General features: G+C 67.2%; 25 protein-coding genes and 1 tRNA gene. 6 read left to right on the forward strand and 20 right to left on the reverse strand.

All coding sequences use genetic code 11. The annotated features are described in order from the left end of the window. Window positions 1–5 precede the first annotated feature (5 nt). The 9 genes from METRZ18153_RS0116765 to METRZ18153_RS0116805 form a co-directional block, all read right to left on the reverse strand. Window positions 6–518: a DUF1579 domain-containing protein gene (locus tag METRZ18153_RS0116765; protein WP_020165829.1), complete on the reverse strand. Its 513-nt coding sequence runs from the start codon at window positions 516–518 to the stop codon at window positions 6–8. A gap of 132 nt (window positions 519–650) precedes the next feature. Beyond that, a complete protein-coding gene (gene ychF, locus METRZ18153_RS0116770) occupies window positions 651–1,742 on the reverse strand; it encodes a redox-regulated ATPase YchF (protein WP_020165830.1) in 1,092 nt (363 codons plus the stop codon). 15 nt (window positions 1,743–1,757) lie between these two features. Further along, the gene (pth, locus tag METRZ18153_RS0116775; protein ID WP_020165831.1) at window positions 1,758–2,384 is read right to left on the reverse strand and encodes an aminoacyl-tRNA hydrolase; all 627 of its coding nucleotides are present in this window, start codon (window positions 2,382–2,384) and stop codon (window positions 1,758–1,760) included. Between the two features lie 9 nt (window positions 2,385–2,393). Then, complete coding sequence (locus tag METRZ18153_RS0116780) at window positions 2,394–3,005, reverse strand: 50S ribosomal protein L25/general stress protein Ctc (RefSeq protein WP_020165832.1); 612 nt, start codon at window positions 3,003–3,005, stop codon at window positions 2,394–2,396. Window positions 3,006–3,066: 61 nt separating this feature from the next. After that, complete coding sequence (locus METRZ18153_RS0116785) at window positions 3,067–4,017, reverse strand: ribose-phosphate pyrophosphokinase (RefSeq protein WP_019916805.1); 951 nt, start codon at window positions 4,015–4,017, stop codon at window positions 3,067–3,069. A 156-nt stretch (window positions 4,018–4,173) separates the two neighbouring features. Further along, window positions 4,174–4,250: transfer RNA gene (locus METRZ18153_RS0116790), tRNA-Gln, on the reverse strand. Between the two features lie 41 nt (window positions 4,251–4,291). Continuing rightward, window positions 4,292–5,188: a 4-(cytidine 5'-diphospho)-2-C-methyl-D-erythritol kinase gene (ispE, locus tag METRZ18153_RS0116795; RefSeq protein ID WP_020165833.1), complete on the reverse strand. Its 897-nt coding sequence runs from the start codon at window positions 5,186–5,188 to the stop codon at window positions 4,292–4,294. After that, on the reverse strand, window positions 5,185–5,769 hold the full coding sequence (lolB, locus tag METRZ18153_RS0116800; RefSeq protein ID WP_020165834.1) for a lipoprotein insertase outer membrane protein LolB: 585 nt from the start codon (window positions 5,767–5,769) through the stop codon (window positions 5,185–5,187). Before lolB ends, ispE begins: the two co-directional genes overlap by 4 nt. Beyond that, complete coding sequence (locus tag METRZ18153_RS0116805) at window positions 5,769–7,502, reverse strand: tetratricopeptide repeat protein (protein WP_029143841.1); 1,734 nt, start codon at window positions 7,500–7,502, stop codon at window positions 5,769–5,771. The genes lolB and METRZ18153_RS0116805 overlap by 1 nt, the downstream gene beginning before the upstream one ends. A gap of 185 nt (window positions 7,503–7,687) precedes the next feature. On the opposite strand from METRZ18153_RS0116805, the gene mutM reads away from it, so the two are divergent. Next, window positions 7,688–8,500, forward strand: coding sequence for a bifunctional DNA-formamidopyrimidine glycosylase/DNA-(apurinic or apyrimidinic site) lyase (gene mutM, locus METRZ18153_RS0116810; protein WP_020165836.1), 813 nt, complete (start codon window positions 7,688–7,690; stop codon window positions 8,498–8,500). Window positions 8,501–8,546: 46 nt separating this feature from the next. Then, complete coding sequence (locus METRZ18153_RS0116815; RefSeq protein WP_020165837.1) at window positions 8,547–10,502, forward strand: dynamin family protein; 1,956 nt, start codon at window positions 8,547–8,549, stop codon at window positions 10,500–10,502. Between the two features lie 21 nt (window positions 10,503–10,523). On the opposite strand, the gene METRZ18153_RS0116820 is transcribed toward METRZ18153_RS0116815, so the two are convergent. From METRZ18153_RS0116820 to METRZ18153_RS0116840, 5 genes are all read right to left on the reverse strand, one after another. Then, a complete protein-coding gene (locus tag METRZ18153_RS0116820) occupies window positions 10,524–10,775 on the reverse strand; it encodes a YfhL family 4Fe-4S dicluster ferredoxin (protein WP_029143842.1) in 252 nt (83 codons plus the stop codon). 1 nt (window position 10,776) lies between these two features. After that, the gene (coaD, locus tag METRZ18153_RS0116825) at window positions 10,777–11,277 is read right to left on the reverse strand and encodes a pantetheine-phosphate adenylyltransferase (RefSeq protein ID WP_020165839.1); all 501 of its coding nucleotides are present in this window, start codon (window positions 11,275–11,277) and stop codon (window positions 10,777–10,779) included. Further along, the gene (gene rsmD, locus METRZ18153_RS0116830) at window positions 11,274–11,807 is read right to left on the reverse strand and encodes a 16S rRNA (guanine(966)-N(2))-methyltransferase RsmD (RefSeq protein WP_020165840.1); all 534 of its coding nucleotides are present in this window, start codon (window positions 11,805–11,807) and stop codon (window positions 11,274–11,276) included. Before rsmD ends, coaD begins: the two co-directional genes overlap by 4 nt. A gap of 84 nt (window positions 11,808–11,891) precedes the next feature. Next, window positions 11,892–13,232: a M16 family metallopeptidase gene (locus METRZ18153_RS0116835; protein WP_020165841.1), complete on the reverse strand. Its 1,341-nt coding sequence runs from the start codon at window positions 13,230–13,232 to the stop codon at window positions 11,892–11,894. Further along, window positions 13,232–14,617 (reverse strand): M16 family metallopeptidase, encoded by a 1,386-nt coding sequence (locus METRZ18153_RS0116840; RefSeq protein WP_020165842.1) that lies wholly within the window; start codon window positions 14,615–14,617, stop codon window positions 13,232–13,234. Before METRZ18153_RS0116840 ends, METRZ18153_RS0116835 begins: the two co-directional genes overlap by 1 nt. A 107-nt stretch (window positions 14,618–14,724) precedes the next feature. Between METRZ18153_RS0116840 and ftsY the strand changes: the two genes are divergently transcribed. From ftsY to dacB, 4 genes are read left to right on the forward strand one after another with little or no spacing between them, the layout of a single operon-like run. Further along, entirely contained in the window at window positions 14,725–15,771 is a 1,047-nt protein-coding gene (gene ftsY / locus METRZ18153_RS0116845; protein WP_020165843.1) for a signal recognition particle-docking protein FtsY, read from the forward strand. 7 nt (window positions 15,772–15,778) lie between these two features. Continuing rightward, window positions 15,779–16,429 carry a cell division ATP-binding protein FtsE gene (locus tag METRZ18153_RS0116850; RefSeq protein WP_020165844.1) on the forward strand — a complete coding sequence of 217 codons (651 nt, stop codon included), beginning with the start codon at window positions 15,779–15,781 and terminating at the stop codon, window positions 16,427–16,429. After that, the gene (gene ftsX, locus METRZ18153_RS0116855; protein WP_020165845.1) at window positions 16,426–17,325 is read left to right on the forward strand and encodes a permease-like cell division protein FtsX; all 900 of its coding nucleotides are present in this window, start codon (window positions 16,426–16,428) and stop codon (window positions 17,323–17,325) included. The genes METRZ18153_RS0116850 and ftsX overlap by 4 nt, the downstream gene beginning before the upstream one ends. 4 nt (window positions 17,326–17,329) lie before the next feature. Beyond that, complete coding sequence (gene dacB, locus METRZ18153_RS0116860) at window positions 17,330–18,754, forward strand: D-alanyl-D-alanine carboxypeptidase/D-alanyl-D-alanine endopeptidase (protein ID WP_020165846.1); 1,425 nt, start codon at window positions 17,330–17,332, stop codon at window positions 18,752–18,754. 69 nt (window positions 18,755–18,823) lie between these two features. On the opposite strand, the gene grxD is transcribed toward dacB, so the two are convergent. From grxD to METRZ18153_RS0116890, 6 genes are all read right to left on the reverse strand, one after another. Further along, window positions 18,824–19,135 carry a Grx4 family monothiol glutaredoxin gene (gene grxD, locus METRZ18153_RS0116865; protein WP_020165847.1) on the reverse strand — a complete coding sequence of 104 codons (312 nt, stop codon included), beginning with the start codon at window positions 19,133–19,135 and terminating at the stop codon, window positions 18,824–18,826. Window positions 19,136–19,240: 105 nt separating this feature from the next. Further along, window positions 19,241–20,062: a peptide chain release factor N(5)-glutamine methyltransferase gene (prmC, locus tag METRZ18153_RS0116870; protein ID WP_020165848.1), complete on the reverse strand. Its 822-nt coding sequence runs from the start codon at window positions 20,060–20,062 to the stop codon at window positions 19,241–19,243. A 13-nt stretch (window positions 20,063–20,075) separates the two neighbouring features. Further along, window positions 20,076–21,161: a peptide chain release factor 1 gene (prfA, locus tag METRZ18153_RS0116875; protein WP_020165849.1), complete on the reverse strand. Its 1,086-nt coding sequence runs from the start codon at window positions 21,159–21,161 to the stop codon at window positions 20,076–20,078. Window positions 21,162–21,227: 66 nt separating this feature from the next. Then, entirely contained in the window at window positions 21,228–22,499 is a 1,272-nt protein-coding gene (gene hemA / locus METRZ18153_RS0116880; RefSeq protein ID WP_020165850.1) for a glutamyl-tRNA reductase, read from the reverse strand. 99 nt (window positions 22,500–22,598) lie between these two features. Further along, window positions 22,599–23,375, reverse strand: coding sequence for a S1C family serine protease (locus METRZ18153_RS0116885; protein ID WP_020165851.1), 777 nt, complete (start codon window positions 23,373–23,375; stop codon window positions 22,599–22,601). Next, window positions 23,368–24,255: a lytic transglycosylase domain-containing protein gene (locus METRZ18153_RS0116890; RefSeq protein ID WP_029143843.1), complete on the reverse strand. Its 888-nt coding sequence runs from the start codon at window positions 24,253–24,255 to the stop codon at window positions 23,368–23,370. The genes METRZ18153_RS0116885 and METRZ18153_RS0116890 overlap by 8 nt, the downstream gene beginning before the upstream one ends. Between the last annotated feature and the right edge of the window lie 2 nt (window positions 24,256–24,257).

Below are 24,257 nucleotides of genomic sequence, written 5' to 3' on the forward strand. Positions count from 1 at the left end.
GGCGCTCAGGCGGCTCGCTGTCTCCGGTAGCGGATACGCATGATGGGCGACCAGTTGCCGTCGGCATCCTGCACGTGCGAAGACAGCGTCCGCTCGTCCGGACCATGGACCTCTATCGTGTCGCGGTAGCGCGCGGTGCCGCTGCCCGAGAAGGCCGGTCCTTCGCTGTACAGCGACAGCACGCGGCCGGCTGCGTCCAGTTCGCCCTCGTACTGCCACAGCGTCGTCATCATCGACCCTGCCCAGTTGCCGACGAAGCGGCCTCCGTCTGCGCGCGCGGGGTCGAAGCCCAGGGTCATCAGAGTGTAGGCCGCGCTGCCGTCCGGCATGTCACCGCGCCCCTCGAACAGCACCCACAGTTCGCCGAGCGCGCGCACGGTTTCGCTACCGCTCCAGCACGCGTCGTCCGCGGCCCCGTCGGCCACAGGTTCGCTCTCTCCGCGCCATTCACCCTCGAACTGCCTCAGCCATCGATGCTGATCCTGCGGCGCTGTATTCATCATCTTCTCGCCCTCCATCCTGTCGTGACGCCTTTCCCGATGCCCGGCGTATACGAGGTAGACGAACCGGAGCGGAAAGATTCGACAGCGGACGAAAAAAGCCCTGGCAACCACGGGTTGCCAGGGCTTCTGCGGCGGTGGAAATGCAGCTCAGACGTTGAACAGGAAGTTCAGCACGTCGCCGTCCTTGACCACGTATTCCTTGCCTTCGGCGCGCATCTTGCCGGCTTCCTTCGCGCCCTGTTCGCCCTTGAAGGCGATGAAGTCGTCGAAGGCGATGGTCTGGGCGCGGATGAAGCCGCGCTCGAAGTCGGTGTGGATGACGCCGGCCGCCTGCGGTGCGGTGTCGCCCTTGTGGATGGTCCAGGCGCGCACTTCCTTCACACCCGCGGTGAAGTAGGTCTGCAGGCCCAGCAGGTCGTAGCCGGCGCGGATCAGCCGGTTCAGGCCCGGCTCTTCGAGGCCGAGATCGGCCAGGAAGGCCTTCTTGTCCTCGTCGTCGAGGTCGGCCAGCTCGGCCTCGATCTTCGCGCACACCGCCACCACCGGCGCACCTTCCTTCGCCGCGAATTCGCGCAGGCGGTCGAGGTAGGGGTTGTTGTCGAAGCCGTCTTCGAGCACGTTGCCGACATACATGGCCGGCTTGATCGTCAGCAGGCACATCGGTTTCACGATGGCCTTGTCGTCGTCCGACAGGTTCAGCGTGCGCGCCGGCTTGCCTTCGTTCAGGTGCGGCAGCAGCTTTTCCAGCACGGCGACCAGCTTGGCGGCGTCCTTGTCGCCGGCGCGCGCCTTCTTGGTGTCGCGCGCAATGGTGCGTTCGACGGCGGCGAGGTCGGCCAGCGCCAGTTCGGTCACGATGGTTTCGATGTCGGCGATCGGATCGACGCGACCATTCACGTGCACCACGTTCTCGTCGTCGAAGCAGCGCACCACGTTCACGATGGCGTCGGTTTCGCGGATATTGGCGAGGAACTGGTTACCCAGGCCTTCGCCCTTGCTGGCACCGGCGACCAGACCGGCGATGTCGACGAATTCGACGATGGCCGGCTGTATCTTCTGCGGCTTCACGATTTCGGAAAGCTGGGCCAGACGCGGGTCCGGCACCTCGACGATGCCGACGTTGGGCTCGATCGTGCAGAACGGGTAGTTCTCGGCGGCGATGCCGGCCTTGGTGAGCGCATTGAAAAGCGTGGACTTGCCGACGTTGGGCAGGCCGACGATGCCGCATTTGAGGCTCATGTCTGGATTCCTTGATTAGGCACTCTTGGGCGCCTTGCCGGCGCCGGGCTTCGCATTGAGCAGGGTGGACACGCGCGTCCAGTCGCCAGCGGCAATCATCGGCCAGGCGTCGAGCGCACGCTCGATGGCGGCGTCGATGTCGCGCTGTTCCTCGATGCGCGGACGGTGCAGTACATAGTCGGCCACTTCCGACCCCGGCGCCAGCTGGCGCGGGTGACCGATGCCGATGCGCAGCCGCCAGTAGTCGTTGCTGGCCAGGTGGGCGCTGATGTCCTTCAGTCCGTTGTGACCGCCGAGGCCGCCGCCGAACTTCAGGCGCAGTTCGCCCGGCTGGATGTCGAGCTCATCGTGCACCACCAGTATTTCAGCCGGTGCGATGCGGAAGAAGCGGGCAAGCGCACCGACCGACTGGCCGGAGCGGTTCATGAAGGTCTGCGGCAGCAGTATTGTGATGCCGTCGGCACGCGACGAACCGGTGAAGCCGTTGAATCGCGCTTCACGGTTGAGCGTGACGCCCAGCTTGCGTGCCAGCCCCTCACAAAACCAAAACCCGGCGTTGTGCCGGGTTTCGGAATAGTCCGGACCGGGGTTGCCCAGTCCGACGACGAGCCGGGGCACGGCTTTGGAACCGTTCCCGGACATCGTCTGTACTTACTTCTCTTCGCCGCCTTCGGCCGCGGCAGCTTCGTCAGCCTTGGCGCCGCGCGGCAGCGTCACGGTGGCGATCACCGGATCGGTGCCGTGGGTCAGCGCTTCGACACCGGCCGGCAGCTTGATCTGCGACACGTGGACCGACTGGCCGACCGACAGGCCGGACAGATCGACTTCGATGAATTCCGGCAGCTGGCTGGGCAGGCACTGGACGTCGATCTCGTTCATCACGTGCGACACGATGCCACCCTGCAGCTTGACGCCCGGGGCCACGTCGGCATTGATGAAGTGGAACGGCACCTTGGTGTGCAGCTTGTGCGTGGCATCGACGCGCTGGAAGTCGACATGCAGCACCTGCAGCTTGTAGGCGTGCATCTGGGTGTCGCGCAGCAGCACGGTTTCCTTCGTGCCTTCGACGTTCAGCGTCAGCACGGATGCGTGGAAGGCTTCCTTGCGCAGGGCGTGGAAGATTTCGTTGTGGTCGAGCGTGATCGGCGTGGCGGGCTTGTCGCCGCCGTAGATGATGGCCGGGACCTGGTCGGCGCGACGCAGGCGGCGGCTCGCTCCGGTGCCCTGCGCATCGCGCTTCTTGACGTTCATTTCGATGGACATGATGACTCCTGGTGGATGAAGGGTCGCCCGCGACCAGGCGACCCGGGGTGTCCCGCTTCAATTACTCCATGAAGAGGGACGAAACGGATTCCTCGTTGCTGATGCGCAGCAGGGTTTCGGCCAGCAGCTCGGCGATGGACACGACACGGATGCGGCCGCAGGCCTGGGCGGCCGGCGACAGCGGGATGGTGTCGGTCACGACCAGCTGGTCGAGATCGGAATTCTGGATGCGATTGACGGCCTCGCCCGACAGCACGGCGTGCGTACAGTAGGCCAGCACGCGGGCGGCGCCGTGCTCCTTCAGCGCCTGCGCCGCCTTGCACAGCGTGCCGGCGGTGTCGACCATGTCGTCCATGATGACGCAGGTGCGGCCGGTCACGTCGCCGATGATGTTCATCACTTCGGACACGTTCGCCTTCGGGCGACGCTTGTCGATGATGGCGAGATCGCACTCGAGACGCTTGGCAAAGGCACGTGCGCGCACCACGCCGCCGACGTCGGGCGAAACGGCCATCAGGTTCGGATATTCCTGCTTCCAGATGTCGCCAAGCAGGATGGGCGTGGCGTAGATGTTGTCGACCGGGATGTCGAAGAAGCCCTGGATCTGGTCGGCGTGGAGGTCCACCGTCAGCAGGCGCTGCACGCCCACGGCCTGCAGCATGTTTGCCACCACCTTGGCGGTGATCGGCACGCGCGCGCTGCGCGGGCGGCGATCCTGGCGGGCGTAGCCGAAATAGGGCATCGCCGCGGTGATGCGGCCGGCCGAGGCGCGCTTCAGCGCATCGACCAGGATGACCAGTTCCATCAGGCTGTCGTTGGTCGGCGCACAGGTCGATTGCAGCACGAACACGTCCTTGCCGCGGACGTTCTCGAGGATTTCGACGTTGACTTCGCCGTCGGAGAAACGGCCCACCTGCGCGCGGCCGAGCGACATGTTGAGCCGCTTGGCAACGTCCGCCGCCAGTTTGGGGTTGGCGTTGCCGGTAAAGATCATCAGGCTGTCGTAAGCCATGCTGCCTCGCGAAACTCGGTGATTGCTGAATTGAAACCGGGAGAACCGGTCCTGCTCTTTCCAGGCGGATGACCGGTTTCAACCCGTCGGCATGCCTGCTGCCCTGAAAACACATCGGGCAGGCCCGCACTCCCTGCGGGCCCGCCCGATCAAATTTGGCTGAGGAGGAAGGATTCGAACCTTCGAATGCCGGAATCAAAATCCGGTGCCTTGACCAACTTGGCGACTCCCCAAACTCTGCATCGACCGCGTCGCGCTCCTGCGCCACACGGCGTCAAACCTGTGCAGTCATCCGGTACAGCGGGTGCTCGTCCAGCCCCTGTGCAACGAATCCCTGCCAGCCCGCCGGCCACGATGCCGACGACGCCTTCATCAAATCCTGTGCTGCCTGCAGATCGGCGCATTGTACAAACACGCACGCGCCCGAACCGCTCATTCTTACCGCGCCACGCCCGGCCAGTGCCGCCAGCATGTCGATGGCCTGTCTGACTTCCGGGTACAGCCTTGCCGCGACCGGCTCAAGATCGTTGCGCCCGAAAAGCGCCGCCGAGTCGGCTGCTGCAGCAAAGTCCGCTATTGTGCAAGCTTCAGTATTTCGTGTCAATTCCGGGTCGGCAAAAATCCGTGGCGTCGGTACCGACACGCCGGGCGCCACGACGAGGTAGGCCGCCGGCCGCAGTTCGAGCGGCTGCAACAGCTCGCCAACGCCCTCGGCGAAGGCGCTGCGACCGAACACGAAAACCGGCACGTCGGCCCCCAGCCGCAGCCCCAGCGCCTGCAGCCGCGCGCGCGGCAGATCAAGTTCCCACAGTCGGTTCAAGGCCAGCAGCACGGTCGCGGCGTCGGAACTGCCGCCGCCGACGCCACCGCCCATCGGCAGCCGCTTGTCCAGTTCGATGTCCACGCCACGCCGGCAGCCGGTTTCCGTCTGCAGCAGGCGGGCAGCACGCACGCACAGGTCGTCGGCCTCGGGCACGCCGGGCAGCGGGTTGACGCGCCTCACCTCGCCATCGTCCCGTGGCGAGAAGCGCAGACGGTCGCCGAAATCGACGAAGCGGAAGGCGGTCTGCAGCAGATGGTAGCCATCCGGGCGGCGGCCGGTCACGTGCAGGAACAGATTGATCTTGGCCGGCGCGTCGAGCCAGACCTGCCAGTCGATACGCGCAGTCACGGCAACGGGTACCAGGCGTCGATGCGCAGACGGAAGCTGTGTTCGCCGTCGCTGGCGTCGATCTGTCGCGGCAGCGCGTCCGGGCTTTCACCGTCGTACTCGGTGAATTCGACCCGCCAGGACTGTTCGGTCAGCACCGCGACACGGCCGGCGGCGTCGCGCGACCGCACGTCGGCACTCCCCGGCCGACCGGTCACCCAGTAGGCGGCCCGCGACAGCGGCAGTTCGGCGCCGAACACCGCACGCGACAGTTCGTCGAGCGTCGCCGCCTCGGTGACGCGCTGGCGCTCGTCGATCAGGCGCACCCCCTGCTCGTCGCGCACCAGCTGCGCCAATACCTTGCCGAGTGGTCCGTTGATCTGCAGCTCGTCGCGATCGCGGGCATGCTGCCAGTCCAGCGCCGCCGAGGCGGTCTGTTCGGGCCCTTTCACGACGAAGCGCCCGCTCAGCGAAAAAGCGGGATTGACCGCGTCACGCGCACGTTCGCGCAGCGCGAGCACCTGCGGATCTTCGACAGCCGGCGGCGGCAGCGCGGCACAACCGGCCAGCGCCAGAGCGCCGGCACACAGCAGCACGCGCATCACGGGATGTAGCGCTTGATGGTCGATTCCAGCGCGGCGTTGTCCGGATGCTGTGCAGCAACCGTGCGCCACAGCTTCTCGGCGTCCTCGCGACGACCGAGCAGCCACTGCACTTCGCCGAGGTGAGCGGCGATTTCCGGGTCGGGCCGGATCGCGAAAGCGCGCTCCAGATAGGTCAGGGCGCCGTTCAGATCGCCGCGCCGGAACAGCACCCAGCCCATGCTGTCGAGAATGAAAGGGTCATCCGGCGCCAGTTCGAGCCCCTTGGCGATCAGCGCCTGCGCCTCGTCGAGGCGGATGTTGCGATCGGCGAGCGAATAGCCGAGTGCGTTGTAGGCATGGGCATGATCCGGTTTCACCTCGATCACCCGGCGCAGACGCTGTTCGGCGACCTCGATGCGGTTCTGCCGCTCGGCGATCATCGCCGTCTCGTACAGCAGTTCCGCATTGTCCGGCTGCGCCACCAGCGCCTCCTCGAGCACGGCGTAACCTTCCTCGACCCGGTTCGCATCGCGCAGCAGCTGGAATTCCATCAGCGCCGAACGCGCCTTGTCGCCACCCGGCCGCGCGGCCAGTTCGCGCAGGTGGGCACGCGCTTCGTCGAGCCGCCCGGTGCGGCTGAGCAGCAGCACGTAACGCCCTTGCGCGCCGAGGTAGTGGTCCCCCTGCCCGACCTGGCGATACCAGTCGAGCGCTTCGTCCGGCTGCTTCAGCTCCTCGGCCAACTGACCGAGATAGAGCTTGATCAGGTTCATGTCCTGATAGCGCAGCGTCAGCAGCCGCTTGAAATAGGTCTGCGCGCCAGCGTAGTCCTGCATCTGCATCGCCAGCACGCCGACCGCGAACACGACGTCCGGATTGTTCGGCGCGCCGCCGAGGATGTTCTCGAACTGCTTGCGCGCCTCGGGGAAATTGCGTTCGGCGACCAGCGAACGTGCATATTGCAGCCGCACGTCGCGCGCCTGCGGATACTTCTTCAGGTAGTCACCCATCAGCCGGGTTGCCGCGTGCGGATCGCTTTCGGCGGTGGCCTGCGCCTTCAGCAGCAGGCCGGGCTCCCATTCCGGGCGCATGTCGTGCGCCTTGGTCGCATCGGCCAGTGCACGCTTCGGCTCGCGCGCCTGCATCGCTGCCTGTGAGCGCGCGAACCATGCTTCCGGGTACTGCAGATAGGGCTCGGTCAGGCGATCGACCATGGCCAGCACCTCGGCCTTGTCCGACAGGCGCCCCAGCACACGGTTGAGCCGCAGCAGACTTTCGCCTATCTGGTTGCCCTCCTGCGCGAGCAGGCTGGCGAGTTGCGGTTCGAGTTCCTGCGGCCGGTTCGCGTTGACCAGCAGGCCGGTCAGCATCTGCCGCGCCTGTACCGACTCGGGATCAAGTTCCAGCCAGAGCTGGGTGGCCTGCAGCGCGATGTCGTTCTGCCGGCTGAAGGCCGATATTTCGGCCGCGCGTTTGGCGATGCGCGGGTCGCGGGTCGACTGCGCCAGATCCATATAGGCGGATGCCGACAGACCCAGTTCGCCGCGCTGTGCCGCCACCTCGCCGAGCAGCAGCTGATAGGTGATCTGGCGCGTCAGTTCGATTTCGGGCAGCTGCGGTGCGCGTGGCGGCGCGGCCTCTGCCGGAGCCTCGGTCGGCGCAGCCGCCACCGGCGGCCGCTTGGCGGTCTGCGCGCAGGCGCCGAGCACGAGAGGAAGAAGGACAGCGAGCAGGAGGGGTCGGGTCGTCATGGGCATGATCGCCAGTGGCCAGGGTGATTTCGCAACGGACTGAAGCGCTTACGGCCTTTGAGTGTGACGGCTAGAATTCGTTGCAGCGCCCCCGGCGCACCGCCCTATGCGGCGCCAATGCCGGAAACGGCTTCGATCTTATTCCAAAACACGTCCCCGCCGCCGTGCCGCGGCTCACCTTTCCGATGCCTGAACTGCCAGAAGTCGAAGTGACACGCCGTGGCATTGCCGCGCCCCTGACCGGTCGCGTGGCGACCGCGGTCACGCTCCGCAACGCGCGGCTGCGCTGGCCGGTGCCCGCCGACCTGCCCGCCACGCTGCCCGGCCAGACGCTGCGCGACATCGACCGGCGTGCCAAATACCTGCTGCTGCGCTTCGACCGCGGCACGCTCATCCTGCACCTCGGCATGTCCGGCAGCCTGCGCGTGCTCGACCGCGACGTGCCGGCGGCCACGCACGATCATGTCGACATCGTCTTCGGCGACCGCGTGCTGCGGCTGCGCGATCCACGCCGCTTCGGCGCGGTGCTGTGGCACGAGGGCGCCGACGCGACCCACCCGCTGCTCGCCGGCCTCGGTCCCGAGCCGCTGGGCGACGATTTCAGCGCCGCCGGGCTGCACGCCGCACTGACGCGGCGGCAATGCGCGATCAAGCTGGCCATCATGGACAGCGCGGTGGTGGTCGGCGTCGGCAACATTTACGCGTCGGAGAGCCTGTTCCGTGCCCGCCTGCGCCCGGGCATGGCGGCCCGGCGCCTGACCCGGCCGCAGTGCGCGCGTCTGCACGACGAGATCCGCGCCACGCTGCGCGACGCGCTCGACGCCGGCGGCAGCACGCTGCGCGACTTCATGCATGCCGACGGCGAACCCGGCTATTTCCAGCAGTCCTATTTCGTCTACGGACGGGATGGCCAGCCCTGCCGCGTCTGCGGCACGGCGGTGCGCAACCGCCGGATGGGCGGACGTTCGACCTTCTTCTGTCCTACCTGCCAGCGATAGCGCGCAGCGCCTGTGCTAGATTGACATTTGCGTGGAGGAGACGGCGATGGGCATGCAGGAGGAATTGTCGGCATATGGCGCCTGGCGTACGCGGGTCGAACAGACCATCGTGCGTCTGCGCGGCTGGCTGTTCGAAAGCAACCTGAACGACAGCCACAACGATCTGTGCATCGAACAGCTGCTGCAGAAGCTGCGCGACGACCGCCTGGTCGTCGCCTTCGTCGCCGAGTTCTCGCGCGGCAAGTCCGAACTGATCAATGCCATCTTCTTCGGCGACCAGGGCGCGCGCGTGCTGCCGTCCAGCTCGGGCCGCACCACGATGTGCCCGACCGAACTGATGTACGACGGGTCTCGCCCGGCCTGCATAGACCTGCTGCCGATCGACACCCGGCGTGGCACCACCACGGTGTCCGACCTGAAATCACAGCCCGGCGCGTGGAAGCGCATCGAGCTCGACACCACCTCGACGGCGGCGATGCAGCAGGCGCTCGGACGCGTCAGCGAACAGCGCAAGGTGGCCATAGGCGAAGCCGAAGCGTTGGGCTTCCGCATCGACCTGAGTGGCGAAAACGGCCTGCAGCCCGATTCGCAGGGCATGGTCGAGGTGCCGGCCTGGCGCCATGCCATCATCAATCTGCCGCACCCGCTGCTGCGCCAGGGGCTGGTCATCCTCGACACGCCGGGTCTGAACGCGATCGGCGCCGAACCCGAACTGACGCTGTCGCTGCTGCCCTCGGCACACGCCGTGCTGTTCGTGCTCGGCATGGACACCGGCGTCACGCAGAGCGACCTCGGCGTCTGGAAGACGCATGTCACTGCAGCCGGCGGTTCGCGTCAGGGCCGCATCGCCGTACTGAACAAGATGGACAGCCTGTGGGACGGCCTGCGCTCGGAAACCCAGATCGAGTCGGAAATCGCGCGCCAGATCGCCTCCTGTGCAGCCACGCTGGACATCCCGGAGTCGCGCGTGTTTCCGGTGTCGGCGCAGAAAGGCCTGCTGGCACGGATACAGCATGACGGCACGCTGCTGTCGCGCAGCCGTCTGCCGCAGCTCGAACGCGCACTGGTCGAGGATCTGCTGCCGGCCAAGCGCGACATCGTCGGCGCCGCCGTCGACAAGGACGCACGCGAGCTGATCGCCCGCACGCGCGAGGTGCTGGCCGGCCGCCGACGCAGCATCGACGACCAGCTGGCCGAATTCTCCGACCTGCGCGGCAAGAACCGCGGCGTCATCCAGTACATGCTGAAGCGGGTGCGGGCGGAAAAGGAAGAGTTCGAACGCGGCCTCGAACGTTTCTACGCCACACGAAACGTGTTCTCGTCGCAGACCAATGTGCTGTTCGCCCACCTCGGCATGGACGCGCTGCGCGCGCGCACCAACCACACGCGCGAACAGATGGAGGCAGCCAACTTCTCGCTGCAGCTGCGCGACGCGATGAACGCCTTCTTCGACGACGTGCGTGACAGCCTGACCCGCTCGGCCGCCAGCGTGGATGAAATCTTCCGCATGATGGAAGCGATGTACCAGCGCTTCTCGACCGAACACGACCTGCGGCTGGGCGTGCCGGTGCCGTTCTCGGTCCATCGTTACGAGAAGGACATCACCCGGCTGGAAAAGGCCTTCCACCAGCAGTTCAACACCTGGCTGAACATGCTCACCACCGAAAAGCGCCAGCTCACGCAGCGCTTCTTCGAAACCGTCGCCGTGCAGGTGCGCAAGCACATGGAAGTGGTGAACCGCGACGTCGAGCACTGGCTGCGCGCCATCATGGCGCCGCTCGAGAACCAGGTGCGCGAGCACCAGAAACAGCTGAAACGCCGGTTGGAGAGCGTCAAGCGCATCCACGAGGCGACCGACACGCTGGAGGAGCGGATCGAGGAACTCCGGCAGAACGGCGCGGCGATCGATCAGCAGCTGGAGGAACTGGCACGCCTCGAAAGCGCGCTCGATTCGGCGCTCAAGGCGCCGGTACTGCGGGTCATCTCGGCCGCGGCCGCCTGAGCACGCCGCGGCCGGCGAGCGTCAGGCCTTGGCGGTGAGGTGGTTGTACTTCTCCAGCAGCTGTTCGCGGGTTTCCTTGTTGTTCGGATCCAGCGGAATGCAATCGACCGGGCAGACCTGCTGGCACTGCGGCTCGTCGAAATGGCCGACGCACTCGGTGCACTTGGACGGATCAATCACATAGATTTCCGGTCCCTGCGAAATCGCCCCGTTCGGGCACTCCGGCTCGCACACATCGCAGTTGATGCATTCGTCGGTGATTATCAAAGACACTTCATTTGCCTCCACGCATTGCTTCAACCTTGTCGCCTATCCGTGCGAGCACCGAAGGCTGCACGAACTTGCTGACGTCACCGCCCAGCGAGGCGATTTCCCGGACCATCGTCGCCGAGATGAACATGTACTGATCGGCCGGCGTCAGGAACACCGTTTCGACGTCAGGACGGAGCACCCGGTTCATGCCGGCCATCTGGAATTCGTATTCGAAGTCGGACACCGCGCGCAGACCGCGCACGATGATCCGCGCCTGGCACTCGCTCAGGAAGTCCATCAGCAGGCAGGAAAACCCGCGCACCTCGACGTTAGGATAGGCCGCGAGTATTTCGCGCGCCATGTCGACCCGTTCTTCGGTAGTGAAGAAGGGCCGTTTGGAACGGCTTTCGGCGACGCCGACGATGACGCGGTCGAACATCGCCGCTGCGCGCCGCACGAGGTCTTCGTGGCCGCGCGTGATCGGGTCGAAAGTGCCCGGATAGACCGCAATGGTGCCGTTCATGATCGTTCCAGCAGCTGGTAATGGACTTGCCCTGCCCGCCCCGCCCGCGTCGCCCGGTAATCGCCGAGCGCCGGCACGGGCTGTTCGGCCTCGCAGTAGATCACCGCGTCGTCGGTCAGCAGGTGCGGCAGATGCGGTACCACGCGATCGAGCAGACCCTTGCCGTAAGGCGGGTCGAGAAAGAGTACATCGAAGCGCTGCGGTGGCTGGGCGGCGAATTCTAGCGCATCGCCCCTGACCAGCCTGACCTGTGGTGCGGGCAGCAGTTCGACCGCTTCGCGCAGCTTGCCGAATGCGCGGGCATCGCGCTCGACCAGCGTGACCGAGGCGGCGCCGCGGGACGCGGCCTCGAAGCCGAGCACGCCGGTGCCGGCAAAGAGATCGAGGCAATGCAGCCCGTTCAGGTCCTGGCCCAGCCAGTTGAACAGGCGTTCGCGCACCGAATCCGGAGTGGGACGCAGCCCCGGCACCGCCGCGACCGGAAGGAGGCGGCTGCGCCACTGGCCGCCGATGATGCGTATGCGGGACATGCCGAGATTCTACCTGCGCGCCCGCAGGCACTTGTGGCGCCTTGTTTCGTGAAGCCGGGCGCCGCCGCAGGCCGCAGCCGGTCCTCAGTCGCCGGCGACGATCACCCGCACCATGTGGTCGGCGGACAGGCGGCGCTGGAAAGCCTCCTTCACCTGTGCCGCCGTCACCGCCTCGACCCGTTCCTGGAACTTGCTGAGCCAGTCCAGCGGCAGCCCGTAGAAACCGATGGTCGCGAGGCTGTCGAGCAGCTTGCGATTGCTGTCCAGGCGCAGCGAGAAGCCATCGACCAGATTGCGCTTGGCCGCCTTCAGCTCGTCAGCGGTCGGGCCTTTGGCGATGAAGGACGCCAGCGTTTCATCAACCACCTTCAGCGCATCCGCCGCCTGGGCGCGCTGCGTCTGCAGACCGATCTGGAACGGACCGGGCTGGCGCTGCGGGCTGAAATAGCTGTACACGCTGTAGGCGTATCCGCGCTTCTCGCGCACCTCCTTGGTCAGCCGCGACACGAAGCCACCGCCGCCGAGGATGTAGTTGCCGACCTGCAGCGGGAAGAAATCCGGGTCACCGCGGCGGGTCACCGGCTGACCGACGAAGATGTGGCTCTGGTTGGCCGGATGCGCGACGCGCTCGGTCGCGGCCTTGGGCATCGTCACGTCGGCGATCGGCGGCAGCGGTTCGCCGGCCGGCAGGTCGCCGGTCAGCTGCAGCGCGATCGCTTCCGCCTGTTCGCGCGTCACGTCGCCGACGATGGACACCACCGCGCGCGAGGCGACGTAATGGCGGCGGTAGTGCGCCAGCACGTCGTCGCGGGTGATGGCGGCGATCGACTCGACAGTGGCGCTGCGGCCGTAGGGGTGGTCGCCATACAGCGCTTTCGCGAAGCGCTTGGCGCCGATCTGGTCCGGTTTGGTGTCGGCTTCGCGCAGGCTGGCGATGGCACGCGCCTTCTCGCGTTCGAGCACGGCGGCCGGAAATTCGGGCGCCGTCAGCACGGTGCGCATCAGCGCCAGCGCGCCCTCGCGCTCACGTGCGCTGGCCAGTGTGCGCAGCGACAGCCCGGCGCGGTCGTTGTCGGCCGAACCGGACAGGCGGGCGCCGAGATCGCTGAGCTTTTCGGCCAGCGCGTCCTCGTCGAGGCCACCGGCACCGGAGTCGAGCAGGCCATGAGTCATGCCGGCGAGGCCGCTGCGTCCCTCGGGGTCACGCGCCGAGCCGGCGTCGAAATCGACCTGTACGTCGAGTATCGGCAGCACGTGGCTTTCGACGAAATAGACGCGTGCGCCGTTGGCGGCCGTCCAGTGCTGGATATCGACATTGGCCAGCGCCGGCGTTGCGAACGCCAGCACGCTGACTGCGCGCAGCAGCGCGCTGCGGAAGAATCGGATCATCGGAATCACCTGCAGGAAATCGTTGTGCGTACGCATCAGTGGCGCAGACCGGCCGGCTTGGCGCGGGGCTTCGCGTCCGGGTCGAGCGGCTGCGGATCGAGCACGGCGACGGTCAGCGTGTCGTCGCCGAAATACTTGCGCGCGACCGCCTGCACCTCGTCGGCGGTGACCGAGCGCAGCTTTTCCAGCATGCGGTCGGCGTCCTGCCAGCGGTAGCCGGACGCTTCAAGGCGACCGATCTCCATCGCCTGCACATAGGTGGAATCGAGCTTGTATATCTGCGAAGCAACGGTCAGCGTCTTGATGCGCTCGAGTTCGGCCGCCGACACACCTTCATCGGCGATGCGCTTCACTTCCGCCCGCAGCGCGGTCTCCAGTTCGGCCACCGTGTGCCCCTTGGCCGGCGTACCGCCGAGCATGAAAGTCACCTCGCCGCGCGCGGTCGAGTCGTAGTAGGCGCCCACCTCGACCGCGATCTGGCTGCTGCGCACCAGCGCGCGCGGCAGGCGCGACGCCGCGTGACCGTCGAGAATGCCGGCCAGCACCTCCAGCGCGTACGGTTCGCGATCGTTCTCGACGTCGCTCAGCTTCGGCACCTTCCACGCCATCGCCAGTTGTGGCAGTTCGGCCGGCGCCTTGACGGTGATGCGGCGCTCGCCGGTCTGTGGCGGCTCGGCAGTCACCTTGCGCACCGGCTGCGCAACCGGCTTCATGTGTCCGTAGTGCTTCTTCACCAGCTCGAATACCTTCTTGTGGTCGACGTCGCCGACCACCACCACGTAGGCGTTGTTCGGCGCGTACCAGAGCCGGTACCAGTCGCGCGCGTCGTCCGGACGCATGTTCTCCAGATCGTTCATCCAGCCGATGACCGGACGGCGGTAGGGGTGGGCGATGAAGGCGCTGGCCATCAGCTGTTCGTGCATCTGCGACTGCGGCTGGTCGTCGGTGCGCAGCCGGCGCTCTTCCATCACCACCTTCAGCTCGCGCGCGAACTCGTCGTCACCGATGACCAGATTGCGCATGCGGTCCGCTTCGAGCTCGATCATCTTCGGCAACGCCGCGGCGGGTACGCGCTGGAAATAGGCGGTGTAGTCGTGGCTGGTGAAGGCGTTGTCGTTGCCGCCGGCGCGGGCGACGATGTCGTTGAACTCGCCCGGCTTCAGTTTCTTCGTGCCCTTGAACATCATGTGTTCGAGCAGGTGGGCGACACCGGTGGTGCCGTCCTTCTCGTCCATCGCGCCGACGCGGTACCACACCATGTGCATCGCCACCGGCGCCCGGCGATCTTCCTTGACGATGACGCGCAGGCCGTTGCTCAAGGTGGTTTCAAAGGGGTTGGCGCGGGCCGGTGACGCCACTGCAAGCGTCAGGGCCAGTGCGCCACACAGTGCGATGCCATTGGAAAAACGGCGCAAATCCATCTGATACACTCTCCGCCAAAGTACGCGATCCGGGCCAAACCCTTGATCGCGCCTGTATTTTCAAGCCGTGCGGCTGTCTGCACGGTGCTTCACTGACCGTCCCCCACATGTTTGGTTTCTTCAAGAAGGACAAGCCGGCCGCACCCGAAGCGGTCGCGCAGCCGGAAACTGCGCCGACTGCGGTCGCGCAGGATAGCGCGCCCGAGGCGGCCGCGCCGAAACTGTCCTGGGCGCAGCGCCTGCGTGCCGGGCTGTCGAAGACCCGTGCTCAGCTCGGCGGCCAGCTCAGCGCGCTGTTTTCGCGCACCAAGGTCGACGACGAACTGCTGGAAGAGCTGGAAACCCTGCTCATCACCTCCGACGTCGGCCTCGACGCCACCACCCACCTGCTGGACGTGCTGCGCGAGCGCGTGCGCCGCGAGCGGATCGAGGACCCGGCCAGGCTGCGCGACGTGCTGAAGGAAGAGCTGACAAAGCTGATCGCACCGCTGGAAATGCCGCTCGATCTGGACGCGCACAAGCCCTTCATCATCATGATCGCCGGCGTCAATGGCGCCGGAAAGACCACCTCGATCGGCAAGCTGGCCAAGCACTTCCAGGCCCAGGGCAAGAGCGTGCTGCTGGCTGCCGGTGACACCTTCCGTGCCGCCGCGCGCGAGCAGCTGGAAACCTGGGGCGCCCGCAACAACGTGGCGGTGATCGCGCAGGATTCCGGCGACCCCGCTGCGGTCGTGTTCGACGCCGTCAATGCCGCCCGCGCACGCAATATCGATGTCGTGCTTGCCGACACCGCCGGCCGCCTGCCCACGCAGCTGCACCTGATGGACGAGATCGCCAAGGTGAAGCGGGTGATCGCCAAGGCCGACCCGACCGGCCCGCACGAGGTGCTGCTGGTACTGGACGGCAACATCGGCCAGAACGCGCTGGCGCAGGTGAAAGCCTTCGACGCCGCCATCGGTGTGACCGGCCTGGTCATGACCAAGCTGGACGGCACCGCGCGCGGCGGCGTCATCGCCGCCATCGCCAAGCAGCATGCGCCGTCGCGCCCGATCGCGCTGCGCTACATCGGCGTCGGCGAAGGCGTGGACGACCTGCAGCCCTTCCGCGCCGCCGAATTCGTCGACGCGCTGTTCGACACTCCGCAAGGCGCCTGATCGACGCATGATCCGTTTCGAACAGGTTACCAAGCGTTACCCCGGCGGCCACACCGCACTCGAACGCGTCGACATCGACATCGCACGCGGCGAAATGGTGGTCGTGACCGGCCACTCCGGCGCCGGCAAGAGCACGCTGCTCAAGCTGCTGGCGGTACTCGAACGGCCGACCGAAGGCCAGGTGCTGGTCGGCGGCGAGAACGTATCGGCGCTCAAGCGCGCCGCCCTGCCCTACTGGCGCCGCTCGATCGGGCTCATCATGCAGGACCAGCGCCTGCTGTTCGATCGCAGCGCCTTCGACAACGTGATGCTGCCGCTGGCCATCAGCAGCCACCCGCCGCGCGAGGCGGCAAAGCGGGTCAGCGCCGCGCTGGAACGGGTCGGCCTGGCCGGTCGCGACAAGGCGATGCCGGTCGAACTGTCCGGCGGCGAACAGCAGCGCCTCACCATCGCCCGCGCCATCGTGAACCGGCCGCAGATCCTGCTCGCCGACGAACCGACCGCCCACCTCGACGACGCCTACGCGCGCGACATCGCCGACCTGTTCCGCTCGTTCAACGAAGCGGGCGTGACCGTGCTGCTGACCACGCACGACGGCGGGCTGTTCGAACGCTACGCACCGCGCCGGCTGTCGCTGGCACACGGGAAGCTGCAATGAACTGGCTGCGTCTACAGATGCGCGCAGGGCTGCGCGCCGCCCGGCAGATGGTCCGCCAGCCCTTCAACACGCTGCTGGCCGCACTGGTGGTCGGCATCGCCGCCGCACTGCCGGCCACCGGCTACATGCTGCTCGGCAATCTGCAGCGGCTGGCCGGCAATGTCAGCGCCGCGCCGGAAATATCGGTGTTCATGCAGCCGGGTGCGAGCGCCGACGTGGTGAAGGACAGCGAGAAGAAGATCCGCGCGCTGGCCAAGGAGGGCCGCGTCGAACTGATTTCGCGCGACGCGGCGCTGAAGCGCTTCCGCGACAACGACGCGCTGGCCGAAATCCTCGACGCGCTGCCGGACAACCCCTTCGCCGACGCCTTCGTCGTGCGGCTGAAGGACGCCGACGCCGAGCGCCTCGAAGCGCTGCGCGCCGACCTCGCGAAGCTGCCCGAAGTCGAACACGTGCAGCTCGATTCCGACTGGGCCAAGCGGCTGGACGCGCTGATCGCGCTCGGCCGGCAGGCGCTGTCCATGCTGGCCGGCGTGCTCGGCCTCGGTCTGGTCGCGGTGACCTTCAACACGATACGGCTGCAGTTGCTGACCCAGCGCGACGAGATCGAAGTGAGCCGCCTGCTTGGCGCCACCGACGCCTGGATACGCCGCCCCTTCCACTGGTTCGGCGCGCTGCAGGGCCTGCTCGGCGGCGCGCTTGCCGGCCTACTGACGCTGGTCGCCACCCGCATGCTGGCGCAGCCGATGAGCGAACTGGCCGGCCTCTACAGTCTGGAATTCGTGCTGCGTCCGCTGGCCGTGCTCGACTGGGCGGTGCTGCTGGCCCTCTGCGCGCTGCTCGGCTGGCTGGGTGCCAGCGCTTCGGTGCGCCGCCACCTGTCGCGCATCGCCTGAGCCGATGCGTCTGCTGCTCGGTGCGCTGCTGACCCTGCTGTCGCAGCTCGCGCTGGCGGTGCTGCCGGCGCCGGTACTGCAGGCGCTGCGCTCGGCCGACATCCCGCCGTCGGCGATATCGGTGGTGGTGCAATCGGTCGAAGGCGGTCCGGCACGGATCAGCCACCGCGCGAAGCAGCCGATGAACCCGGCGTCGGTGATGAAGCTGGTCACCACCTACGCCGCGCTCGATACGCTGGGCCCCGCCTACAGCTGGCGCACCGAACTGCTCGCCACGGTGACGCCGCGCGACGGCGTACTCGACGGCGACCTCTACATCCGCGGCAGCGGCGACCCGGCGCTGTCGATGGAACAGTTCTGGCTGCTGCTGCGCGAATTGCGCAGCCGCGGCATCCGTGACATCCGCGGCGACGTGATCACCGATCGCAGCCGCTACGCTCTGCTCGCGCACGACCCGGGCGCCTTCGACAACGAACCGCTGGCGCCCTACAACGTCGGCCCGGACGCGCTGCTGCTGGCTCACAACGCATTGCGCATCCGGCTGCAGCCCACCGAAGGTGGCGCCCCCGTACTGTGGTCGGAACCGCCGCTGGATGGCGTGCAGATCGACAACCGGGTACAGCTGGTGGCGGGCGACTGCGGCGACTGGAAGGACACGCTGTTCGCCGCCGTCCAACCGGCCGGCAATGGTGCGCTGACCTTGCAGATCAGCGGCCGCTACGCGCGCGATTGCGGCGAGCGCATCTGGAATGTCGCGCCGCTGCCGCATGCCGACTTCTTCGCCCGCGCGCTGCGCGCGATGTGGGCGGAACTGGGCGGACGCATCACCGGCCGCGTGCGCGAAGGGGTTGTGCCGATCAACGCAGCGGTGCTCGGCGGCATCGATTCGCCGCCGCTGGCCGAGGTGATCCGCGACATCAACAAGTACAGCAACAACGTGATGGCGCGCCAGCTCTTCCTCGCGCTGTCCCCGTCCGGTGTGCCGGCGGACACGGTCGGTGCGGCCGCTGGCGTGCGTGCCTGGGCGGCGCAGCGCAACCTGCCGCTGCCCAGCCTGGTGATGGACAACGGCTCGGGTCTGTCACGGACGGAGCGGCTTTCGGCCTATGACCTGGCGGCGCTGCTGCGCCGCGCCTGGGCCAGCCCGGTCATGCCCGAATTCGTGTCGTCGATGCCGGTGCTGGCGGTCGACGGCACGCTGCGCCGGCGGCTGAAAACATCGCCGCTGGCCGGCCAGGCCCACCTGAAGACCGGCTCGCTGGCCGATACGCGCTCGATCGCCGGCTATGTGCTGGACCGCAACGGTCAGCGCGTGCTGATGGTCGCCTGGCTTAACCACCCGAACGCGAAGCGCGCTCAGCCGGTGCTGGAGGCGCTGCTCGAATGGGTGTGGAACGGCAATCCGCAGCCCTTGCCGACTACGGACTGAAGCGCGCCGCAAGGAGCCCGCGCATGCGCGGAGGCGGGCTAACCCGCTCCCGCGCACGACGGGCGCCGATCAGAGGCCTTCCAGTTCCTTCTGCAGTTCGCCCGACTGGAACATCTCCTTCATGATGTCGCAGCCGCCGATGAACTCGCCGCGGATGTAGAGCTGCGGGATGGTCGGCCAGTTGGCGTAATCCTTGATGCCCTGGCGGATTTCGGCGTCTTCGAGCACGTTCACGGTGTGCAGGTTCTGCACGCCGAGGTGCTTCAGGATCTGGATGGCAGTGGCGGAGAAGCCGCACTGCGGGAACTGCGGCGTGCCCTTCATGTACAGCACGACCGGGTTGCCGGTAACGGTTTCCTTGATGCGTTCCTGGGCGCTCATGTCTCTTTCCTTTGCGGATGTTTGAAAGTCAGCTGTCTGACCGCGCCTGCGCACGGACAGTGTGTAGGGACGCAGACGGGGCGCAAACGCCTCATCCACGTCGGATCATTCCGGGGCCAGCCGTCCTCCGCTGACCCGTTCGATGCCGGCAATATCGCGCCACGACGCGACGTCGGCAAGCCCGGCGCAACGCATCAGCGCGCGTACTGCCGGCGCCTGATCGTAACCGTGTTCGCACAGCAGCCAGCCGCCTTCGGCCAGTCGCTGCGGCGCCTGCCGGCACAGCGTGCGCAAGGCATCCAGCCCGTCCTCACCACTGGCCAGCGCTGCCGGTGGCTCGAAACGCAGGTCGCCCTGCGCCAGATGCGGATCGTCCGCCCGAATATACGGCGGATTCGACACGATGCAATCGAAGCCTTCGTCGACGATCGCTTCCAGCCAGTTTGAGGCGACGAAGCGGACTTCAAGCCCGAGCCGCTGCGCGTTGCCGCGGGCGATCGCCAGCGCCGCTTCGGAGCGGTCGAGCGCGGTCAGTTGCGCCTGCGGACACTGCGCCTTGATCGCCAGCGCGATGGCGCCGGAGCCGGTGCCGGCGTCAAGCACACGCGGCGACGCGAGGCCGGCGATGCGCGCCAGCGCCAGGTCCACCAGCCCCTCGGTTTCCGGCCGCGGAATCAGCACGCCGGGCGCGACCGCCAGATCCAGCCCGAAAAATTCACGCCGGCCGACCAGATAGGCCACCGGCTCGCCGGCCGCGCGCCGTTCAAGCAGGGAATCGAGAGTGGCCAGCGCGGCCTCGTCCAGCGCGTCGCGCCCGCGCGCGATCAGGCCGGCGCGGTCGCAGCCCAGCGCGTGCGCGGCCAGAACCTGGGCATCGCGACTGTCGATGCGGGCGCGCGCGGCGCGCAGCCAGTCGTCGAGCGTCATGGGTGGGCGCCGGTCAGGCGCCCTCCTCCGCCAGCTGCGCGAGCTGTTCGGCCTGGTGCTCGTGCGCCAGCGCGTCCATCAGTTCGCCCAGGTCGCCGTCCATGATGGCGTCCAGCTTGTACAGCGTCAGGTTGATGCGGTGATCGGTCATCCGGCCCTGCGGGAAGTTGTAGGTGCGGATGCGTTCCGAACGGTCGCCGCTGCCGACCAGGCTCTTGCGGGTCGAGGCGATCTGGCTGTCGCGCGCGCGCACCTGTGCGTCGCGGATGCGCGCCGCCAGCACCGACATCGCCTGCGCCTTGTTGCGGTGCTGACTGCGGTCGTCCTGACACTCGACCACGATGCCGGTCGGAATGTGCGTGATGCGCACCGCCGAGTCGGTCTTGTTGATGTGCTGACCGCCGGCGCCGGAGGCGCGGAAGGTGTCGATGCGCAGGTCGGCCGGATTGATGTCGATCTCGGCCACCTCATCGACCTCGGCCATCACCGCAACGGTGCACGCCGAGGTGTGGATACGGCCCTGGGTTTCGGTCACCGGCACGCGCTGCACGCGATGGCCGCCGGATTCGAACTTGAGCCGCTGATAGACGCCGTCACCGGTCACCCGGGCGATGATTTCGCGGTAGCCGCCCAGATCCGACTCGCTGGCCGACACCACTTCGACCTTCCAGCGATTGCGCTCGGCGTAGCGCGAATACATGCGGAACAGGTCGGCCGCGAAAAGCGCCGATTCGTCGCCGCCCGTGCCGGCCCGGATTTCCAGGAACACGTTGCGACCGTCATCCGGGTCCTTCGGCAGCAGCGCACGCTGCAGCTCGCCCTCCAGCCGCTCCATGTCGGCGGCCGATTGCTCGATTTCGAGCTGGGCCAGTTCCTTCATGTCGGCGTCGGCCAGCAGGCCACGCGCCGCCTCACCGTCGTCGCGCGCCCGGCACCAGGCCTGGTACAGCGCGATGACCGGCGTCAGCTCGGCGTGTTCGCGCGTGAGCTTGCGGTAATGATCGATGTCGGCGGTGACGCCCGGATCGGCCAGCGCGGCGTCGAGATCGGCCAGACGGGTCGACAGCTGTTCGAGTTTTTCGGCGATGCGCGGCTTCATGCGGAGGAATTCGGGGAGAGGAACGAGCGCCGGACAGGCCGGCACGGCGGACGGACAGGCGCGCCGCTAGGCGTCCCGGTCGTGCTGCGGGAACAGGCGCTGGACCAGCCCTTCGATCTGCTCGCGCGCTTCCGGCGGCGCTTCGTTGAGCAAGCGCGTCGGCCCGTGCAGCAGCTTGTTGGTCAGATTGCGCGACAGCGTGTCGAGCACGCGGTCCGGCGCTTCGCCGCGGGCGATGGCGCGCAGCGCGCGTTCGAGTTCGGCGGCGCGCATTTCCTCGGCGTGACCGCGCAGCGCACGGATGGCCGGCACCGCCTCGCGTGCCTGCACCCACTGCAGGAAGTTGGACACCCGCGCATCGATGATGGCCTGCGCCTCGACCACGGCCGCCTGTCTCGATTCGAGGCCGGAATCGACGATCTGCGCCAGATCGTCGACGGTGTAGAGGAATACGTCGCCCAGCTTGTCGACTTCCGCTTCGATGTCGCGCGGCACGGCGAGATCGACCATCACCATCGGTCGATGCCGGCGCTGCTTCAGCGCCCGCTCGACCATGCCCAGACCGATGATGGGCAGCGGACTGGCCGTACAGGACAGCACGATGTCGAAGTCGGCCAGGCGCTCGCCCAGTTCGTCGAGGCGGATCGCACCGACCTTGAGATCGCTGCGCGCGAAGCGCTCGGCCAGCACCTGAGCGCGATCCAGCGTGCGGTTGGCAATCACCATGTCGCGCGGCGTACAGCCGGCGAAGTGCGCCGCACAGAGCTCCATCATTTCGCCGGCACCGACACAGAGCACGCGCTGGCCGGAAATGCTGCCGAAGATGCGCTCCGAAAGGTGCACGGCCGCCGCCGCCATCGACACGATGTTGGCGCCGATCGCAGTGGTCGAACGCACTTCCTTGGCGACGGCGAAACTGCGCTGGAACAGCGTGTGCAGCAACGCGCCCAGCGTGCCTGCGCCCTCTGCGAGGCGCACCGCCTGCTTCATCTGGCCAAGTATCTGCGGCTCGCCCAGCACCATCGAATCGAGGCCGCTGGCTACCCGGAACACGTGGCGCACCGCCTGCTGGTGTTCCAGCCTGTATATATAGGGGGCGATCTCGGATGGGCCGATGCGGTGGTACTCGGCCATCCAGTCGAGCGCGCTGTCCGGGTCGTTGGTCGCGCAGTACAGCTCGGTGCGATTACAGGTGGACAGGATGGCCGCCTCCTGCACCGGTCGCACGCGCGTCAACTGGCCGAGCGCATCGGGCAGCGCTTCCGGCAGGAAGGTCATGCGTTCGCGCACGGCAAGCGGTGCCGTGTGGTGGTTGAGACCGAGCGCAAACAGGGACATGGACGGGCGTTGGGGCAGCAGGTTCGGCAGGATTGATCGGCAGAATAAGCCGAAAGTGCCGCGAATTATAGCAGCCGCGGTTTTCGCGCCCGCGCCGCCTCAGCGCACGGTGGCGAGCAGGGCCGACAGATGGCTGGCCGGTATCGCGTAACTGATGCCGCTCGGCTGCGACAACACGCTTTCCTTGCCCGCCTTGACCAGCACCATATTGATCACGCCGATCACTTCGCCGCTGTCCGGATCGAACAGTGGACTGCCGCTGTTGCCCGGGTAGGCGGTGGCGTCGAGCTGGAACACGGTGAAGGTGCCTCGCGCCAGCCGGTTGCGGTTGGCCGCGTTGAGCTGGCTCACGTTATCGACCGGAATCACCATCGGGGTGATGGCCGACACGATGCCGCGATGGGTGACCGGGGTGAAGCCCAGTACGCTGCCGATCGGGAAACCGGTGAAGGCCACCGACTGGCCTTCACGCACGTTGGCCGAGTCGCCGATCTTCAGCGCCGGCAATGCGGCACCCTGGATCTTCAGGATCGCCAGATCATTCTCGGTGCTCGACGCGACGATACGCGCCTCGCGCAGTTGCTGACGGCCGTCGACGCTGGCGATCACCGCCAGCGTTTCGAAACGGTCGGCGTCGAGCGGCACGCTGGCCACGTGTGCATTGGTCGCGACCAGCGTGCCGTCACCGATGACGAAGCCGCTGCCCTTCAGTTCGAAGCTGGGCGCGCGCGATCGCATATTGGTGCCGACGATGACGATGGACGGCTTGACGCGCACGATGGTGTCGCTCAGCGCGGCGCGCGCCAGCAGCGGCGACGACAGCAGCGCTGCGCAGACGAGGCGGCGCCGGCGATCGTCCGGTGCGCGCTCAGCCACGACGGGACACGAGCGTGCGCAGCACCGGCGAAGGCGTGGTCACGTTCTGGTCGTAGCGATGCTCGGTCTTGCGGAACAGGGTCTGGATGCGCTTCACGTACTCGCGTGTCTCGCGGTAGGGCGGTACGCCCTTGTAGCGGTCAACCGCCCCTTCGCCGGCGTTGTAGCCGGCGGTTGCCAGCACGACGTCACCTTCGAAATAGGCGAGCAGCCAGCGCAGATAGGCCATGCCGCCGCGGATGTTCTGTACCGGGTCATACGTGTCGCGCACGTTGAAGCGCTGCGCGGTTTCCGGAATCATCTGCATCAGGCCCTGCGCGTTCTTCGGTGAGCGCGCCTTGGGATTGAAGTTCGACTCGGTGCCGATCACGGCCAGCACCAGTTGCGGGTCGATGTCGAAATGCGGTGCCAGTTCGCGCACGATTTCGATCACGCGCTTGCGGTCGGCGGTAGTACCGAAGGCCGCTTCGAGATCGGGATCGATGTCGGCAACCATCACCGGTTCGGGCTCCGGTGGATCCTGCATGCACAGCGGCAGTTCGCGCGTCGGCGCACCGGTGAAGCGCAGCATGCGCTGCGCGTGTTCGTGACCCTGGCGGGCCGCCAGATCGAAGAAGGTCGCCGCCAGCGCGTCGTCGCGGTCCACACCGCGTCCGTTGGCGTACATCCAGGCCAGGTTGAACTGCGCCTCGGCGTCGCCGAGCTTGGCCGCCTGGCAGTAGAGCGCCGCCGCGCGGGCGGTGTCGCGTCGCACGCCCTCGCCGTGCTCGAAGGATCGCGCCTCGGCAAGCAGGCTGCGCGCAGCCGCTTCGGGCTCGAGCGCGTGCACCGGCGCGCTGGCGCAGCAGGCAATCAACAGGGCGAGTCGTACAGGCTTCATCG

Source organism: Methyloversatilis discipulorum (assembly GCF_000385375.1).
Classification (GTDB): domain Bacteria; phylum Pseudomonadota; class Gammaproteobacteria; order Burkholderiales; family Rhodocyclaceae; genus Methyloversatilis; species Methyloversatilis discipulorum_A.

Bases quoted from the DNA above. Each gene is read 5' to 3' on its own strand.
- METRZ18153_RS0116765 (WP_020165829.1), bottom strand. From the start codon at position 518: ATGGAGGGCGAGAAGATGATGAATACAGCGCCGCAGGATCAGCATCGA.
- ychF (WP_020165830.1), bottom strand. From the start codon at position 1,742: ATGAGCCTCAAATGCGGCATCGTCGGCCTGCCCAACGTCGGCAAGTCC.
- pth (WP_020165831.1), bottom strand. From the start codon at position 2,384: ATGTCCGGGAACGGTTCCAAAGCCGTGCCCCGGCTCGTCGTCGGACTG.
- METRZ18153_RS0116780 (WP_020165832.1), bottom strand. From the start codon at position 3,005: ATGTCCATCGAAATGAACGTCAAGAAGCGCGATGCGCAGGGCACCGGA.
- METRZ18153_RS0116785 (WP_019916805.1), bottom strand. From the start codon at position 4,017: ATGGCTTACGACAGCCTGATGATCTTTACCGGCAACGCCAACCCCAAA.
- lolB (WP_020165834.1), bottom strand. From the start codon at position 5,769: ATGCGCGTGCTGCTGTGTGCCGGCGCTCTGGCGCTGGCCGGTTGTGCC.
- METRZ18153_RS0116805 (WP_029143841.1), bottom strand. From the start codon at position 7,502: ATGACGACCCGACCCCTCCTGCTCGCTGTCCTTCTTCCTCTCGTGCTC.
- mutM (WP_020165836.1), top strand. From the start codon at position 7,688: ATGCCTGAACTGCCAGAAGTCGAAGTGACACGCCGTGGCATTGCCGCG.
- METRZ18153_RS0116815 (WP_020165837.1), top strand. From the start codon at position 8,547: ATGGGCATGCAGGAGGAATTGTCGGCATATGGCGCCTGGCGTACGCGG.
- coaD (WP_020165839.1), bottom strand. From the start codon at position 11,277: ATGAACGGCACCATTGCGGTCTATCCGGGCACTTTCGACCCGATCACG.
- rsmD (WP_020165840.1), bottom strand. From the start codon at position 11,807: ATGTCCCGCATACGCATCATCGGCGGCCAGTGGCGCAGCCGCCTCCTT.
- METRZ18153_RS0116835 (WP_020165841.1), bottom strand. From the start codon at position 13,232: ATGCGTACGCACAACGATTTCCTGCAGGTGATTCCGATGATCCGATTC.
- METRZ18153_RS0116840 (WP_020165842.1), bottom strand. From the start codon at position 14,617: ATGGATTTGCGCCGTTTTTCCAATGGCATCGCACTGTGTGGCGCACTG.
- ftsY (WP_020165843.1), top strand. From the start codon at position 14,725: ATGTTTGGTTTCTTCAAGAAGGACAAGCCGGCCGCACCCGAAGCGGTC.
- METRZ18153_RS0116850 (WP_020165844.1), top strand. From the start codon at position 15,779: ATGATCCGTTTCGAACAGGTTACCAAGCGTTACCCCGGCGGCCACACC.
- ftsX (WP_020165845.1), top strand. From the start codon at position 16,426: ATGAACTGGCTGCGTCTACAGATGCGCGCAGGGCTGCGCGCCGCCCGG.
- dacB (WP_020165846.1), top strand. From the start codon at position 17,330: ATGCGTCTGCTGCTCGGTGCGCTGCTGACCCTGCTGTCGCAGCTCGCG.
- grxD (WP_020165847.1), bottom strand. From the start codon at position 19,135: ATGAGCGCCCAGGAACGCATCAAGGAAACCGTTACCGGCAACCCGGTC.
- prmC (WP_020165848.1), bottom strand. From the start codon at position 20,062: ATGACGCTCGACGACTGGCTGCGCGCCGCGCGCGCCCGCATCGACAGT.
- prfA (WP_020165849.1), bottom strand. From the start codon at position 21,161: ATGAAGCCGCGCATCGCCGAAAAACTCGAACAGCTGTCGACCCGTCTG.
- hemA (WP_020165850.1), bottom strand. From the start codon at position 22,499: ATGTCCCTGTTTGCGCTCGGTCTCAACCACCACACGGCACCGCTTGCC.
- METRZ18153_RS0116890 (WP_029143843.1), bottom strand. From the start codon at position 24,255: ATGAAGCCTGTACGACTCGCCCTGTTGATTGCCTGCTGCGCCAGCGCG.